Source organism: Achromobacter sp. 1L-A-4-B-C2 (assembly GCF_057291955.1).
In genome coordinates, this window is record NZ_JBXAWP010000002.1 from 1,146,708 (window position 1) to 1,160,010 (window position 13,303).

Annotated in this window: 13 protein-coding genes and 1 tRNA gene; 6 read left to right on the top strand and 8 right to left on the bottom strand. The window is 64.3% G+C overall.

What is annotated here, in order from left to right; genetic code table 11:
- Positions 1-7 precede the first annotated feature (7 nt).
- The gene (gntR, locus tag AC0Z35_RS12675; RefSeq protein WP_046807713.1) at positions 8-1,033 is read right to left on the bottom strand and encodes an HTH-type transcriptional regulator GntR; all 1,026 of its coding nucleotides are present in this window, start codon (positions 1,031-1,033) and stop codon (positions 8-10) included.
- Positions 1,034-1,166: 133 nt separating this feature from the next.
- Between gntR and AC0Z35_RS12680 the strand changes: the two genes are divergently transcribed.
- Genes AC0Z35_RS12680 through AC0Z35_RS12695 form a run of 4 tightly spaced genes read left to right on the top strand, consistent with a single transcriptional unit; the run spans position 1,167 to position 5,914 of the window.
- A complete protein-coding gene (locus AC0Z35_RS12680) occupies positions 1,167-1,709 on the top strand; it encodes a TRAP transporter small permease (protein WP_046807712.1) in 543 nt (180 codons plus the stop codon).
- Between the two features lie 55 nt (positions 1,710-1,764).
- Positions 1,765-3,045, top strand: coding sequence for a TRAP transporter large permease (locus AC0Z35_RS12685; RefSeq protein ID WP_104145411.1), 1,281 nt, complete (start codon positions 1,765-1,767; stop codon positions 3,043-3,045).
- A 28-nt stretch (positions 3,046-3,073) separates the two neighbouring features.
- The gene (locus tag AC0Z35_RS12690; RefSeq protein ID WP_485132078.1) at positions 3,074-4,090 is read left to right on the top strand and encodes a TRAP transporter substrate-binding protein; all 1,017 of its coding nucleotides are present in this window, start codon (positions 3,074-3,076) and stop codon (positions 4,088-4,090) included.
- Positions 4,091-4,132: 42 nt separating this feature from the next.
- Positions 4,133-5,914 (top strand): IlvD/Edd family dehydratase, encoded by a 1,782-nt coding sequence (locus AC0Z35_RS12695; protein ID WP_485132079.1) that lies wholly within the window; start codon positions 4,133-4,135, stop codon positions 5,912-5,914.
- A gap of 63 nt (positions 5,915-5,977) precedes the next feature.
- Here the strand turns inward: AC0Z35_RS12695 and AC0Z35_RS12700 are convergent, their stop codons facing one another.
- Positions 5,978-6,373, bottom strand: a complete 396-nt coding sequence (locus tag AC0Z35_RS12700; RefSeq protein ID WP_485132080.1) for a YbaN family protein — start codon at positions 6,371-6,373, stop codon at positions 5,978-5,980.
- A 71-nt stretch (positions 6,374-6,444) separates the two neighbouring features.
- Positions 6,445-7,038, bottom strand: a complete 594-nt coding sequence (locus AC0Z35_RS12705) for a tetratricopeptide repeat protein (protein WP_314362445.1) — start codon at positions 7,036-7,038, stop codon at positions 6,445-6,447.
- Between the two features lie 260 nt (positions 7,039-7,298).
- Between AC0Z35_RS12705 and AC0Z35_RS12710 the strand changes: the two genes are divergently transcribed.
- Both AC0Z35_RS12710 and AC0Z35_RS12715 read left to right on the top strand, forming a co-directional pair.
- Entirely contained in the window at positions 7,299-7,577 is a 279-nt protein-coding gene (locus tag AC0Z35_RS12710; protein WP_052946133.1) for a hypothetical protein, read from the top strand.
- A gap of 35 nt (positions 7,578-7,612) precedes the next feature.
- Positions 7,613-7,873: a hypothetical protein gene (locus AC0Z35_RS12715; RefSeq protein WP_046807549.1), complete on the top strand. Its 261-nt coding sequence runs from the start codon at positions 7,613-7,615 to the stop codon at positions 7,871-7,873.
- An 89-nt stretch (positions 7,874-7,962) separates the two neighbouring features.
- Here the strand turns inward: AC0Z35_RS12715 and AC0Z35_RS12720 are convergent.
- The 5 genes from AC0Z35_RS12720 to AC0Z35_RS12740 form a co-directional block, all read right to left on the bottom strand.
- A tRNA-Val gene (locus tag AC0Z35_RS12720) sits at positions 7,963-8,039 on the bottom strand.
- Between the two features lie 290 nt (positions 8,040-8,329).
- On the bottom strand, positions 8,330-8,995 hold the full coding sequence (locus AC0Z35_RS12725) for a phosphoribosylanthranilate isomerase (protein WP_046807550.1): 666 nt from the start codon (positions 8,993-8,995) through the stop codon (positions 8,330-8,332).
- A 68-nt stretch (positions 8,996-9,063) separates the two neighbouring features.
- Positions 9,064-10,263 carry a TRAP transporter substrate-binding protein gene (locus tag AC0Z35_RS12730; RefSeq protein ID WP_485132081.1) on the bottom strand — a complete coding sequence of 400 codons (1,200 nt, stop codon included), beginning with the start codon at positions 10,261-10,263 and terminating at the stop codon, positions 9,064-9,066.
- A 60-nt stretch (positions 10,264-10,323) separates the two neighbouring features.
- The gene (gene truA / locus AC0Z35_RS12735) at positions 10,324-11,133 is read right to left on the bottom strand and encodes a tRNA pseudouridine(38-40) synthase TruA (protein ID WP_046807552.1); all 810 of its coding nucleotides are present in this window, start codon (positions 11,131-11,133) and stop codon (positions 10,324-10,326) included.
- Positions 11,134-11,136: 3 nt separating this feature from the next.
- Positions 11,137-13,296 (bottom strand): FimV/HubP family polar landmark protein, encoded by a 2,160-nt coding sequence (locus tag AC0Z35_RS12740; RefSeq protein ID WP_485133311.1) that lies wholly within the window; start codon positions 13,294-13,296, stop codon positions 11,137-11,139.
- Between the last annotated feature and the right edge of the window lie 7 nt (positions 13,297-13,303).

Consider the following 13,303-nt stretch of genomic DNA (forward strand, 5'->3'; position numbering starts at 1 on the left):
CCGCCGTTCAGCTGGTTTCGCGCTGCACCAGCGTGAAACCCAGGTCCACGTGCCGCTGGGCGATAGGCTCACCCGCCAGGTGCTGCATCAGCAAGCCGGCTGCGGACACGCCGATCTGGTAACGCGGCGTGGCAATCGTGGACAACGGCGGGGTCGTCCAGGCCGTGCCGGCCAGGTCATGAAAGCCGACCAGGGCCATCTGCTCGGGTACGCGCACGCCCAGCCTGCCGCACTGAAACACGGCGCCTTGCGCCAAGTCATCGTTGCAGAAAAAGACCGCGTCGCAATCCGGATGTTGCTGGCGCAAGGATTCCAGCAAGGACGCCCCCAGACTGATCGACGACTTCTCCGGCGTCATGATTTCAAGCGTGGCGTCGTAGCAACCCGCATCACGCAGCGCCTGCCGCGCCCCTTCGCAGCGGCGCAAGGAACGCGGGTCCAACTGCGCGCCGATGATGCCGATGCGTCGACGGCCGCGTTCCACCAGATGGCGGCAGGCGGCATAGCCGGAATCAAACTGCGAAAAGCCGACGCTCATGTCCTCGGCGCCCGCCAATGTTTCGATGGTGTGCACCGTGGCCATGCGCTGCGTGCGCAACAAGGCCCATGTGCCGGGGTTGTGGTCGATACCGGTCAGGATCAAGCCGTCCGGCGAATGCTGTAGATACTTGCGCAGCAAGGCTTCCTCGGCATCCGGCGAATACCCCGTCACCCCGATCAGCATGTGATAGCCATGCTGGTCCAACACTTCCTTGATGCCGGAAATGATGTCCACGAACACCACGTTGCTGAGCGACGGGATCAGCACAACGATGGTCTGCGAGCGCGCCGAAGCCAGCGCGCTGGCGGCATGGTTGGGCACGTACCCCAGCTCCTGGCAGACGCGCGCGATGCGCAGGCGCAGCGCCTCGGCCACTTTGTCCGGTGTGCGCAACGCGCGCGACACGGTGATGGCGCTGACGCCGGCGCGGCGCGCCACCTCTTGCATGGTGACGCGGCCAGCGTGCGAACTGCGGGGTTTACGGATGGACATTGGCCTTCGTGGTCGGGTGGGAAGCGCGTAGTCTGACGCAAAAAACAGGGGCTTGCCAAAAGCGAAATGTTAGCGCTAACATCCGCCAAAGCATAAGCGAAAAAAGCCCAGAAAAACCGGGCAGGAGACAAACATGCAAGCCTTCCCTTCCGGGCAGCGCGGCGGTTCGCCGCTGGCCCGTGCCGCCGATTGGTGTTTTGCGTTACAGACCTGGCTGATGGTCGCCTGTCTGGTCGTCATGGTCGTGCTGCTGTTCGGCAACGTGGCGCTGCGCTATCTGTTCAATTCCGGCATCAACGCGTCCGACGAGGTATCCCGCCTGGCGTTTGTGTGGCTGATCTTCCTGGGCGCCGTCATTGCATTGCGCGACCACCAGCACATCGGCGTCACCATGCTGGTTGAACGCTTCGGCCCCGCCGCGCGTCGTGTCTCGCACATCTTCTGCCAGTTGTTGGTGTTGTGGGTGCTGTGGCTGATGGCACGCGGCAGCTGGGTGCAGACCGTGATCGGCATGGACACGGTGCTGCCCGTCACCGGCATGCGCCTGGCGGTGTTCAACACGGCGGCGCTGTACGCGTCCGTGGCCATGGGCCTGTTGACCGTCATCGACATCATCCGTGTGCTGGCCGGCGGCCCCCTGCCGGCGGAATCCAGTCCCGAAGACCCCTCGGTCTGAGTCGGGCTCTGCCCGCCCCCAACGCGCCCGCCCCCACCCCGCCCGGACCTTTGCAATGATTCTGACCCTCTTCCTGCTCGTACTGCTGGGGCTGATCGCCCTGGGCATGCCGATTGCCTTCGCGCTGCTGCTCAGCGCGCTGGCCATGATGTTCCAGCTGGACTTCTTCGATACCCAGATCCTCGCGCAGAACATGCTGACGGGCGCCAACAGCTTCACGCTGATGGCCGTCCCGCTATTCATGCTGGCGGGCGAACTCATGAATGCCGGCGGCATATCCAGACGTATCGTGCGCCTGGCCAGCATGTTTGTCGGGCACGTCCAGGGCGGCCTGGGCTACGTGGCGATTTTTGCCAGCGTGCTGCTGGCCGCCTTGTCCGGCTCGGCGGTGGCCGACGCCGCCGCGCTGGGCTCCTTGCTGATCCCCATGCTGCGCGAAAAGGGGTACGACGCCGGGCAGGCGTCCGGGCTGATCGCGGCGGGCGGCATTGTTGCCCCCATCATCCCGCCGTCCATCTCGTTCATCATCTTCGGGGTGGCGACCAACGTATCGATCACCAAGCTGTTCTTCGCGGGCATCGCCCCCGGGCTGATGATGGGCTTGACGCTGGTGGCGGTATGGACCTGGGTGGCGCGCAAGCACGGCAGCATCAAGCCGTCGCCGCGTGAACCGTGGCGCAACCGCCTGAAGGCCCTGCGCGAATCGATATGGGCGCTGATGCTGCCCGTCATCATCATCGGCGGGCTGCGCGGCGGGGTGTTCACGCCGACGGAAGCCGCCGTGGTGGCCGCCGTGTACGCGCTGGGCGTCAGTCTGTTCGTCTACCGCGAGATCGGGCTGCGCGACCTTCTGCCGTTGTTCGTGAACGCCGCGCGCACCACCGCCGTCGTCATGTTCCTGGTGGCCGCCGCGATGGTCTCGTCCTACATGATCACGCTGGCCGACATGCCGCAAGACCTGATTGCGCTGCTCGAACCGGTCATGGACCAGCCCAAGCTGCTGATGTTCGCCCTGCTGCTGCTGCTGACATTGGTGGGAACGGTCATGGACCTGACGCCCACCATCCTGATCCTGGCGCCGGTGCTGATGCCCGTGGTAACCAAAGCCGGCATCGACCCCGTCTACTTCGGCGTCATGTTCGTGATGGTGGGCTGCGTGGGCTTGTTGACCCCGCCCGTGGGCACCGTGCTGAACGTGGTGTGCGGCGTGGCCCGCATCAATATGGAAACCATCTGCAGGGGCGTGTGGCGCTACGTCGTGGCCTACACGGGCCTGCTGGTCCTGCTGGTGATCTTCCCCGAGCTGATCACCGTACCCGCACGCTGGATGCACTAGCGGCAAAAAAAACCCAAGGAGGAGCACCATGACCTATCGATTCAAAACCCGTTTACTCGTGCTGGCCACCGCGCTGTCCTGCGCCGTTGCCGGCGTGGCCGCCGCGGCCGACGTCAAGCCGCGCCTGATCCGTTTCGGCTACGGCCTGAACGAAGAAAGCGTCCAGGGCCGCGCCGCGCGCTTCCTGGCGCAAGAGCTTGAAAAAGTCAGCGGCGGCAAGTTGAAGATGAAGACCTTCGGCTCGGCCAACCTGGGTTCCGACGAACAGATGCAAGGCGCGCTGGCGGGCGGCGCCCAGGAAATGATGGTCGGGTCCACCGCGCCGTTGGCCGGGATGGTCAAGGAATTCGGCGTGTTCGACCTGCCCTTCCTGTTCAACAGCGAAAAGGAAGCCGATGCGGTTCTGGATGGGCAACTGGGCCAGCACCTGTTGAAGAAGCTGGAAGCCAAGGGGCTGGTCGGCCTGGTCTATTGGGAAAACGGCTTTCGCAACATGACCAACTCCAAGCGCCCGATCGCGCGCGCGGAAGACCTGGAAGGCATCAAGCTGCGCGTGATGCAGAACCAGATCGCGCTGGGCGTTTTCAATACGCTGGGTGCCAATGCCGTTCCCATGCCGTTCTCGGAGCTGTTCACCGCCCTGGAAACGCGCACGGTCGACGGGCAGGAAAACCCCATCACGACGATTCAAAGCAGCAAGTTCTACGAAGTGCAGCCCTTCCTGACCATCACGCGCCACGTCTATACGCCGTGGGTCGTGCTGGCGTCCAAGAAGTGGTGGGACACGTTGTCGCCCGACGAACAGAAGCTGGTGCGCCAGGCGGCCGAGGCATCGCGCGAGTTTGAACGCAAGGACAGCCGCGCGGATTCCACCAAGGCCATGACCACCCTTGAAAAGGCCGGCATGAAGATCAACACCGTCAGCCCCGAGGAAGTCGCGCGCATGCGCCAGAAGGTCCAGCCGGTGGTCGACAAATACACGCAGGAACTGGGCCCCGACCTCATCAAGCAGTTGAATGATGAGATCCAGAAGGCGCGCAACTGACGCCTTTTTACTGATCGCCCACGCGAAGCAAGCGAGCTCCATATGTCACAGATACCCCGCAAATTGCGCAGCCAGAAATGGTTCGACGATCCCGCGCACGCCGACATGACGGCCATTTACGTCGAACGCTACCTTAACTACGGCCTGACGCGGCAGGAACTGCAATCCGGGCGGCCGATCATCGGCATCGCCCAGACCGGCAGCGACCTGGCGCCCTGCAACCGGCATCACTTGGCGCTGGCCGAGCGCATCAAGGCGGGTATCCGCGACGCGGGCGGCATCCCCATGGAGTTCCCGGTGCATCCGCTGGCCGAACAGGGCCGGCGGCCCACCGCCGCGCTGGATCGCAACCTGGCTTATCTGGGCCTGGTCGAGATCCTGCATGGTTATCCGCTGGACGGCGTGGTCCTGACCACCGGTTGCGACAAGACCACGCCCGCCTGCCTGATGGCCGCCGCCACCGTCGACCTGCCCGCCATCGTGCTGTCGGGCGGACCGATGCTGGACGGCTGGCACGACGGCCAGCGGGTGGGTTCCGGCACGGTCATCTGGCATGCACGCAATTTGATGGCGGCGGGCAAGCTGGACTACGAGGGTTTCATGACGCTGGCGACAGCGTCATCGCCATCGGTCGGGCACTGCAACACCATGGGCACGGCGCTGTCGATGAACTCGCTGGCCGAAGCGCTGGGCATGTCCTTGCCCACGTGTGCCAGCATTCCCGCCCCCTACCGCGAACGCGCGCAGATGGCCTACGCCACCGGCATGCGCATCTGCGACATGGTGCGGGAAGACTTGCGCCCGTCGCACATCCTGACGCGCGAGGCATTTGAGAACGCCATCGTCGTGGCCTCGGCACTGGGCGCATCCAGCAACTGCCCGCCCCACCTGATCGCCATGGCCCGCCACGCCGGCATCGACCTCAGTCTGGACGATTGGCAACGGCTGGGCGAAGACGTGCCCCTGCTGGTGAACTGCGTGCCGGCCGGCGAACACCTGGGCGAAGGCTTTCACCGTGCGGGCGGCGTGCCCGCCGTCATGCACGAATTGCTGGCGGCCGGCCGCCTGCACGCCGATTGCCCCACCGTATCGGGCCGCAGCATCGGCGACATCGCCGCGGCGTCCAAGACGCGGGACCCCGATGTCATCCGCACCTGCGAGGCGCCGCTCAAGCATCGCGCCGGATTCATCGTGCTGTCGGGCAACTTCTTCGACAGCGCCATTATCAAGATGTCGGTGGTGGGCGAGGCATTTCGTCGCACGTATCTAGCGGAACCCGGTTCGGAAAATGCCTTCGAGGCACGCGCCATTGTGTTTGAAGGCCCGGAGGACTATCACGCCCGCATCGAAGACCCGTCGCTGAACATCGACGAACACTGCATTCTGGTGATACGCGGCGCGGGCACCGTGGGATACCCCGGCAGCGCCGAAGTGGTCAACATGGCGCCGCCGTCGCACCTGCTCAAGCGCGGTATCGATTCACTGCCCTGCCTGGGCGATGGCCGGCAGAGCGGCACGTCGGCCAGCCCGTCGATTTTGAATATGTCGCCCGAAGCCGCCGTGGGCGGTGGCCTGGCGCTGCTGCGCACGGACGACAAGATCCGCGTCGACCTGAACCAGCGTAGCGTGACCGCGCTGGTGGACGACGCCGAGATGGAACGGCGCAAGCAGGAACCGCCGTATCAGCCGCCGGCTTCCCAAACGCCGTGGCAGGAAATCTATCGGCAAATGGTGGGTCAATTGTCGACCGGGGGCTGCCTGGAACCGGCAACGCTTTATCTGAAAGTGATCGAGACGCGGGGCGATCCCCGGCATTCGCACTGAACGGTCAGGCGATAAGCGGCACGGCCCGGCAAGGGCCGGCGCAACGATACGCGCCATCCAGCGCTATCGTTGCAACGGCCGGCCACCGGCATCAAACACCTTGGGCGCCGGCCGGCTCAATACATAGGCCGCGCTGGCAACGAAGAACAGGCCGACCCCCACGGCCAACGGCCACGACGGGTGCGCGCTCCACCAAAACAAAGCGTATCCCACGGCCATTCCCAGGCAGGCGTACGTCTTGCCTTTACGCGACACCGCCTTCTGGTCGCGCCAGATGCGTAGCGGCGGTCCGTAAGTCGGACTGTCCAACAGCCATTTTTCCAGGCGCGGGGACGACCGCGAAAAGCAGCCCACCGCCAATATCAGGAAAATCGTCGTCGGCATGACCGGCAAAAATGCGCCGATGACGCCCAATGCCAGCATCACGCAGCCCAACGCCAACCATAGAGCTTTGATCATGATGGTCAGCAGAATATCGCAATTGCCGCATTGCCGCCGAAGCTGCGCCGATCACTCAGGCAGCTGCGGGGCTAACCGCGAGGCTCCGGCATTTGGGCGCGTAGCATTTCCATGAATTTCGGGCTGGGCGATCCGCCCGCCGCGCGCGCCTTGACCACCATTGCCCACGCCTGATCGTATTGCCCGCGCCAGTAGTACGCCGTGGCCCAGGACGAATACAGATACCCCTTGTCGGGCTCGACGGCTTCGCCTTTGCGATACCACTCGTCGGACCGCGCGGTAGCCGCCACTCGCGCCTCTGGCGGCAGCGTCTTATCTTCCGCTGCGCAACGGGCGGCAATGCGGCCCGCGTCGGCGTAAATGCCCTGAAAGGTAGGAGGATCATGGCTGATCGCCAGATCCATCATGCTCATCGCCTGGCAAAACTTGCCCTGGTCGTGCAGCACCGCGGCAAAGCCGGTATAGGCCTCGGGGTTGTCCGGGTTCAACAGCCAAGCCTGATTGAACCGCCGCATCGCCATGCCCAATTGGTCCGCCTGGTAAAACCGGTATCCCTGCGACACCCAGGCCTGCGACGCCTTGGCGGCTGAACCAAATGCCCGGACGGCGTCCTCGACCAGCTTCTTGTCGCTAGCCTGCAACTCGGCTGCGGCAGACCGGTCCATGCCCCCATACATCGGCAATTCGTCAACGCGCGGCTGCGCTTGCGTTGCCGTCGGCGGTTTGATGGCGCAAGCGGCAAGCCAAACGCAGGGAGCCAGCAGGAGTGCTTTGGTGAATGTGTGCATGGTGTAAGCAGGCGGAAGATACGCCGGACCTTATCAGATAAGCCCTGCCTTCGCGAAACGGTGTGCGCTTCCCCGGGGCAACGCCTGGCATGTCACTTGCTGAAGAGAAGCGGCTTCTTTTTTTTGGGGGAACTGCGATGCAAACCGATGACGTAGTGGAAATGGAACCCGTGGGTCGCGATGACCCATCTCTGACGCGGCAACTGAAAGACATAGACGACCGACGCCCCGACTTCCCCGGCGAGCACCTGATCGTATTTGGCCTGGGCGCGCTATTGATCGTGGCCGGCATGAAAGGCCGCACGCCATTCAAACGCGCCATGCTGACCGCGGCCGGCACGGCGCTGATGGGACGCGCCGCAAGCGGCACCGGCGGCATCGCCAAACTGGCCCGCGTCGTCAAGAAACTGGGCTGATCGCTCACGCCGCAACGGAGGACCCGGCTTACATCATGGACGCGCTATGGAATTTTCTTCAATGGCCCGCGATGGTGACATCGCTGGCCGCCGCATGGCTGGTGGCATCGCAAGGCAAAGCCAAACGCAAATGGGGGTTTTGGGTATTTCTATTAAGCAATGCGTTGTGGATTGCGTGGGGATTGCACGACGGCGCGTATGCGTTGATTGCGCTTCAGCTGGGCTTGGCGGCGTTGAATATTCGGGGGGTACGGAAAAATCAACACGACGAATCCGCGCGGGGTGAGGCGGCGTAGGAACGCTGAAATGAAAAAAGCCGCTAAGTCAGTGACTTAGCGGCTTTTCGTATCGGCTTTTGCCATGCTTTTCAGCACTTGCAGGAATCTGGTAGGCGGTATTGGGTTCGAACCAACGACCTCCACGATGTCAACGTGGCGCTCTAACCAACTGAGCTAACCGCCTGCAAAGAAGAAGAATTATATAGTGCTTTTTTGAACCGTGCAAATGGTCTTTAATGATTTTTTGCAGTATTCATTGCGTGGTTTGGTTGGGGCTATTGCCTTGGCAATTTGCTTCCGCTTGCCCAACTGAATACCAATTTGAATGGCTTTCAGTACCCGATCGTTCGGTTCGATTTATTAAGCATGTCATGCTTCAAAACCGCTTTATGACCGCTTCCAAACCGCTTCGGCTACCGGCAGCTACCGCCAATTTTTACTGGCCAGCAACTGCACACCAACGCAACTACAGCACTACTTTTTTCCCTTCATTTTCGCGTCTGCGGCGTGTGCCGCATCAACGAAGAACGAGATTCTATCAGAACTTTTTATTCCTTGCTCAAGCTCGACGCCGCTGCTCACATCGACGGCCCAGGGCCTGACTTGCTCGATCGCCTGGCCGATGTTGTCGCCGTTCAAACCACCCGACAAAATCAGGGGACGCGACACGGGATCAGCGCGCACGTCGTCCAGCAACGCGTAGTCAAAGCCGTGGCCGCTGCCACCGTATCCCGAGCTGTAGCTGTCGAACAACCACCCCGCCGCTTCGCCGAATGCGCGGCAGTACGACGCCAGGTTTTCAGCGGTTTCCAAACCCGGTGCCCCCGCGCGGAATGCGCGCAGGAAGCGTTGGCCGTAGCGGGCGCAATCCTGCGGGGATTCGTCACCGTGAAATTGCAGCAGTTCAGGATGCACTTCGTCCAGCACGGCCTGTACGTCGGAAGGCGCCGGGTTCACGAACAGCGCAACGACGTCCACAAATGCGGGCACCGCACGGCGCAATTGCGCCGCGCGCGTCGGTGTCAGGCAACGCTTGCTCTTGGGGTAGAAGACAAAGCCGATGGCATCGACGCCGGCCGAAACGGCGGCTTCAATGTCCTGTTCGCGGGTCAATCCGCAGATTTTGATGCGTGTACGCATGGCATTAACGATCAGTGGCCCGATGAAAAATCGGTGTATCAGTATATCGCGCAAGGTTTGGGCGGCGATCAGCCGGCCGGCTGGCCCAGTGTGGCGATCATCGAGTCAAAGCCGCCCTCGGCGACACGGAACCAGGGCACTTCCTTATCTCGGAAAGCGACCATGCTGTCGTAGAGCTTTTTGAACATCGGATCCTTGGCGCCCAGCTCTTTATAAGCCGCCAACGAGGCGTCATAGCAGGCTTGCAGCACCGGTTTGGGAAACGCCTTGAGCTGCGCGCCGCGCGAGACCAGACGACGCAACGCGTCCGGATTGCCAGCGTCGTACTTCGCAATCATGTTGGCGGTTGCCATGCGGCACGCCAACGCCAGGGCCGACTGATACGGCTTGGGCAGTTCGTCGTAGGCGTCCTGGTTCACGTACAGCGACAACTGCAAGGTGCCGGCCCACCAACCCGGGAAGTAATAATTGCGCGCCACCTTATACAGCGCAAGGCTTTCATCGTCGTAAGGGCCAACCCAGGCCACCGCGTCCACGACGCCCTGCTCCAATGCGGCGTACGTGTCGGCCACCGGCACATCGACAGGCGTGGCGCCCAACCGCGCCAGCACGTGCCGGGCAAATCCGCTGGCCTTGATCTTCAAGCCGCGCAAGTCGTCCACGGTCTTGACCTCGCCCCGAAACCACCCGCCCATCTGCGCACCGGTGTAGCCACAAGGGAAGTTCACGATGTTGTACTTGTCGAACAGCACACGCGTCAGCGCCAAGCCTTCGCCCTGAAGCATCCAGGCGTTCATCTGCCGGGTGTTCAGCCCGAACGGAACGCCGGCGTCAAAACTCAGCGCAGGGTCTGTATCGAAATAGCGCGTCGATGCGGTGTGCCCGCAGTCCACGACACGATGCTGCACGGCTTCAAGCACTTGGCCAGGCTGGACCAGATCGCCTGCCGGGAAAATCTGGATCGTGAAACGGCCGTCGGTCACTTCGGATACATACCGCGCCACATCTTCCGCGCCCGCGAACAAGGTGGGCGATTCGCTTGGAAAGCTGGACGCAAGCCGCCATGCGACCGTTGGCGCCCGCTCTGTGCTGGGCGGCGTCTGTTGTGCGACGGGTGGTGTCTGTTGTACGACGGCCGGCGTCTGTTGTGCGAGGACTGGCTCCTGTTGTCCGATGGCCGTCGCCTGTTGTGCGATGGCCGGAGCGGCCAACGCGGCGCTGCCTGCCGCGCCGAGGGCGGCTTGTTTCAAAAACGCGCGGCGTTGCATGGCAATGGTTCCTTTAAGCGCATGGAAGGCGCGATGGCGACGGCGGCTTCCTGGTAATTCCTAATAAGACTGCGTAAACGGCGACAACAACGTCGAGCCGCCATCCAGCTCTTCCAAGCCGAACTCGGCGGGGTAATCAATAGCCGCCAAGTACAGGCCGTCGGGCGCGAAGGTGGGCGCTCCGCGCGTACGGTCACGCCAGGACAGCAGTTGCGCCATCCAGTCCACCGATTCCCTGCCCTGCCCCACTTGCAGCAGCGCGCCCATGATGTTGCGAACCATGTGATGCAAAAACGCGTTCGCCTTCAAGGTGAAAACCAGGAACGGCCCGCGTTCCGCGATTTCCAGCCGGTGCATCTGGCGCACCGGATGCTTGGCCTGACATTGCGAAGAACGGAAGCTTGAAAAATCGTGTTCGCCAACCAGGGCCTGCGCGGCGGCGCGCATGGCTTGCACATCCAGCGGTTGAAAGCACCAACCGGCGCGCCCGGCCCACAGAGCCGGCCGCACCCGGCCGCGCCACAGCAGGTACACATAGGTGCGGGCGCGCGCGGAAAAACGCGCATGAAATTCGTCGGACACTTGTTGCGCCCATTGCACCGACACGCTGGACGGCAGGAACGCATTCACACCGCGCACCCAGGACTCCATGCGCCGGTCCAACTCGGTGTCCAGGTGTACCACCTGCATCGCGCCGTGCACCCCGGTATCGGTGCGGCCCGCGCATATCGTGGGCACTACGCCCTGCACGCCGGAGAATTTTGCCAAGGCAGACTCCAGTGTGTCCTGCACCGTTTGCCGGTGCGGCTGCGTCTGCCAACCCTGCCAAGCGGAGCCGTCATACGCCAGCCCCAATGCAACTCTAGACATCGTTCAAACCCGTGGACCGCTGACTCGGCGCGGTTCGTCCGTGGGCGGTTCGTCCAGGTCGAGATTGATCGTATCGAGCTTGCGGTTCAGCGCTGCCGTGTCCAGCACCGGCTCGTTAAAGGCGTAGGTATCCTCGTCATCGTCGTCGCGACGCGCGCCGGCGCGACGCAGCAGCCAGGCGATCGCGAAGGCGATCAACGCCAACAAGGCGGTAACGATGACGAGCAGATTGTCCGCCAGCCAGCTGGGCATGCTGCTGGAGAGGTCTTTGGCGTTGTCGGGCGGCGTGCCCGCACGGGCGCTGTCCGAGGAGGATGCACCGGGAGCGCCGGCGACACCCGGCGCGCCGGGTGATCCGGTGGCGCCTGGAGAGCCGGCGGCGCCTGGAGAGCCTGCGGCGCCGGTTGCGCCCGCTACCCCTGGGGTTGCGGCGCTACCGGCCCCGCCCGGTGTGCCGGCCGGACCCGCCGCGCCCGCGGGCGCCGTGGCGCCCGCAACGCCGGACGCGGCCGGGCTACCGGACGTACCGGTCACGCCCGCCGCACCGGCCGCGCCGGTATTATTCGTCGAACCCGCACCGCCTGGGGTGCCCGCTGCGCCGGGAGTACCTGCGGCGCCGGGAGTGCCCGCTGCACCCGGAGTACCGGCTGCGCCGGAACTGCTCGCCGTACCTGGGGTACCGGCCGCGCCCGAAGCGCCCGCTGCACCTGGGGTACCGGCCGCGCCCGAAGCGCCCGCTGCACCTGGGGTACCGGCCGCGCCCGAAGCGCCCGCTGCACCTGGGGTACCAGCCGCGCCGGAAGCGCCCGTTGCACCCGGGGAACCGGCCGCGCCGGAAGCGCCCGCTGCACCTGGGGTACCCGCCGCGCCAGAAGCGCCCGTTACACCTGGGGTACCGGCCGCGCCGGAACTGCCCGTCGCGCCGGGAGCGCCCGCCGTGCCCGGAGCGCCCGCCGTGCCCGGAGCACCAGTTGCGCCCGGAGTACCGGCTGCACCCGAACCGCCCGCTGCGCCCGAACCGCCCGTCGCACCGGAACCGCCCGTCGCGCCCGTGCCCCCTGCGTTTCCTGAGGCTCCCGCGCCGCCAGCCGCGCCGGTGCCGCCCGCGCCCGAGGTTCCCGAACCGCCCTGCTGCGCCACGGCCTTGTTCAACTCGTCCACATTGCTTTGCAGCTGATTCACGCGGCCTTCAACGTCTTTCAGTGCGCGCTCGTTGGATGTCTTCGCGTCGGCTTGCGCATCCGCCTGCGCGACCGCGCCTCCTGCCGCCAGCCCGGTCGACAAGCGCACACGGTCCTGGGTTGGAGCGGGCGTGGCCACGCTCGTATCACCAGGTTGCGCCACGGAGCCGGATGCCGCGTCCTGCCCCTTCACCACCGACGGATTGGCGCCTGCCGCCGCGCCGACCCTGGCGCGGTACTTGGCAAACGCTTCGGCATGTTCGTTAAAGATGCGGCGCGCTTCGGCCGGATCAATCGCACGAACCGTGGCCGCATCCGGAATCTTCAGCTTTTGCCCGGCGCGGACCAGGTTCATGTTGTTCTGAATAAAGGCGTCTGGATTCGCGCGCCACAACGCCACCAGCATCTGATACACCGAAGCGTTGGGCACCGCGTTGCGCTGCGCAATGGCAAAGAGATTGTCGCCCTGCTTCACATTGACCGTCGCGGTACTGCCCCCCGCGCGCGCCGTGCCGCCCACCGAGGCCGGCGTCACGTCCGCGCCGGTGCCGCGCAGGGGCACCAATACGCTGACCTGCACCTGGCGCTGGCCGGAACTTGAAGTGATGTCCAAGAGCAGGTCGACCGCGCCGCTGGCCGGCGGCTGCGTGCCGCGCACGCGCAGGTTCTTGCGCGTGGCGTCGATGCCGTCTTCAATGCGGACCACCATGCTGGCCAACGGCACCGGCGGCTTCAGGCCGGCGCGCTGCCAGGCGGCTTCATCCGCCACCGACACCTTCAACGACGACACCTCATCCGGCGTCAATTCCTGCAAACCAACCACCGCCTGCAACGGCGCGCCCGGTGCCGACACCACGCGGGAATGCCCGACCCGCATGGCCAGCGCCGAACTGCACATGCTCGACCCAATCGCCAACGCGATCGCCCATTGAAGGGTTTTCAAACGGCGGGCATGCTTCACATGGCGCGAACGCTGGGTCATAAGCTGG

What these genes read in the sequence shown, in the direction of transcription:
- gntR (WP_046807713.1), bottom strand. Translation starts at nt 1,033, where the DNA reads ATGTCCATCCGTAAACCCCGCAGTTCGCACGCTGGCCGCGTCACCATG.
- AC0Z35_RS12680 (WP_046807712.1), top strand. Translation starts at nt 1,167, where the DNA reads ATGCAAGCCTTCCCTTCCGGGCAGCGCGGCGGTTCGCCGCTGGCCCGT.
- AC0Z35_RS12685 (WP_104145411.1), top strand. Translation starts at nt 1,765, where the DNA reads ATGATTCTGACCCTCTTCCTGCTCGTACTGCTGGGGCTGATCGCCCTG.
- AC0Z35_RS12690 (WP_485132078.1), top strand. Translation starts at nt 3,074, where the DNA reads ATGACCTATCGATTCAAAACCCGTTTACTCGTGCTGGCCACCGCGCTG.
- AC0Z35_RS12695 (WP_485132079.1), top strand. Translation starts at nt 4,133, where the DNA reads ATGTCACAGATACCCCGCAAATTGCGCAGCCAGAAATGGTTCGACGAT.
- AC0Z35_RS12700 (WP_485132080.1), bottom strand. Translation starts at nt 6,373, where the DNA reads ATGATCAAAGCTCTATGGTTGGCGTTGGGCTGCGTGATGCTGGCATTG.
- AC0Z35_RS12705 (WP_314362445.1), bottom strand. Translation starts at nt 7,038, where the DNA reads ATGGACCGGTCTGCCGCAGCCGAGTTGCAGGCTAGCGACAAGAAGCTG.
- AC0Z35_RS12710 (WP_052946133.1), top strand. Translation starts at nt 7,299, where the DNA reads ATGCAAACCGATGACGTAGTGGAAATGGAACCCGTGGGTCGCGATGAC.
- AC0Z35_RS12715 (WP_046807549.1), top strand. Translation starts at nt 7,613, where the DNA reads ATGGACGCGCTATGGAATTTTCTTCAATGGCCCGCGATGGTGACATCG.
- AC0Z35_RS12725 (WP_046807550.1), bottom strand. Translation starts at nt 8,995, where the DNA reads ATGCGTACACGCATCAAAATCTGCGGATTGACCCGCGAACAGGACATT.
- AC0Z35_RS12730 (WP_485132081.1), bottom strand. Translation starts at nt 10,263, where the DNA reads ATGCAACGCCGCGCGTTTTTGAAACAAGCCGCCCTCGGCGCGGCAGGC.
- truA (WP_046807552.1), bottom strand. Translation starts at nt 11,133, where the DNA reads ATGTCTAGAGTTGCATTGGGGCTGGCGTATGACGGCTCCGCTTGGCAG.
- AC0Z35_RS12740 (WP_485133311.1), bottom strand. Translation starts at nt 13,296, where the DNA reads ATGACCCAGCGTTCGCGCCATGTGAAGCATGCCCGCCGTTTGAAAACC.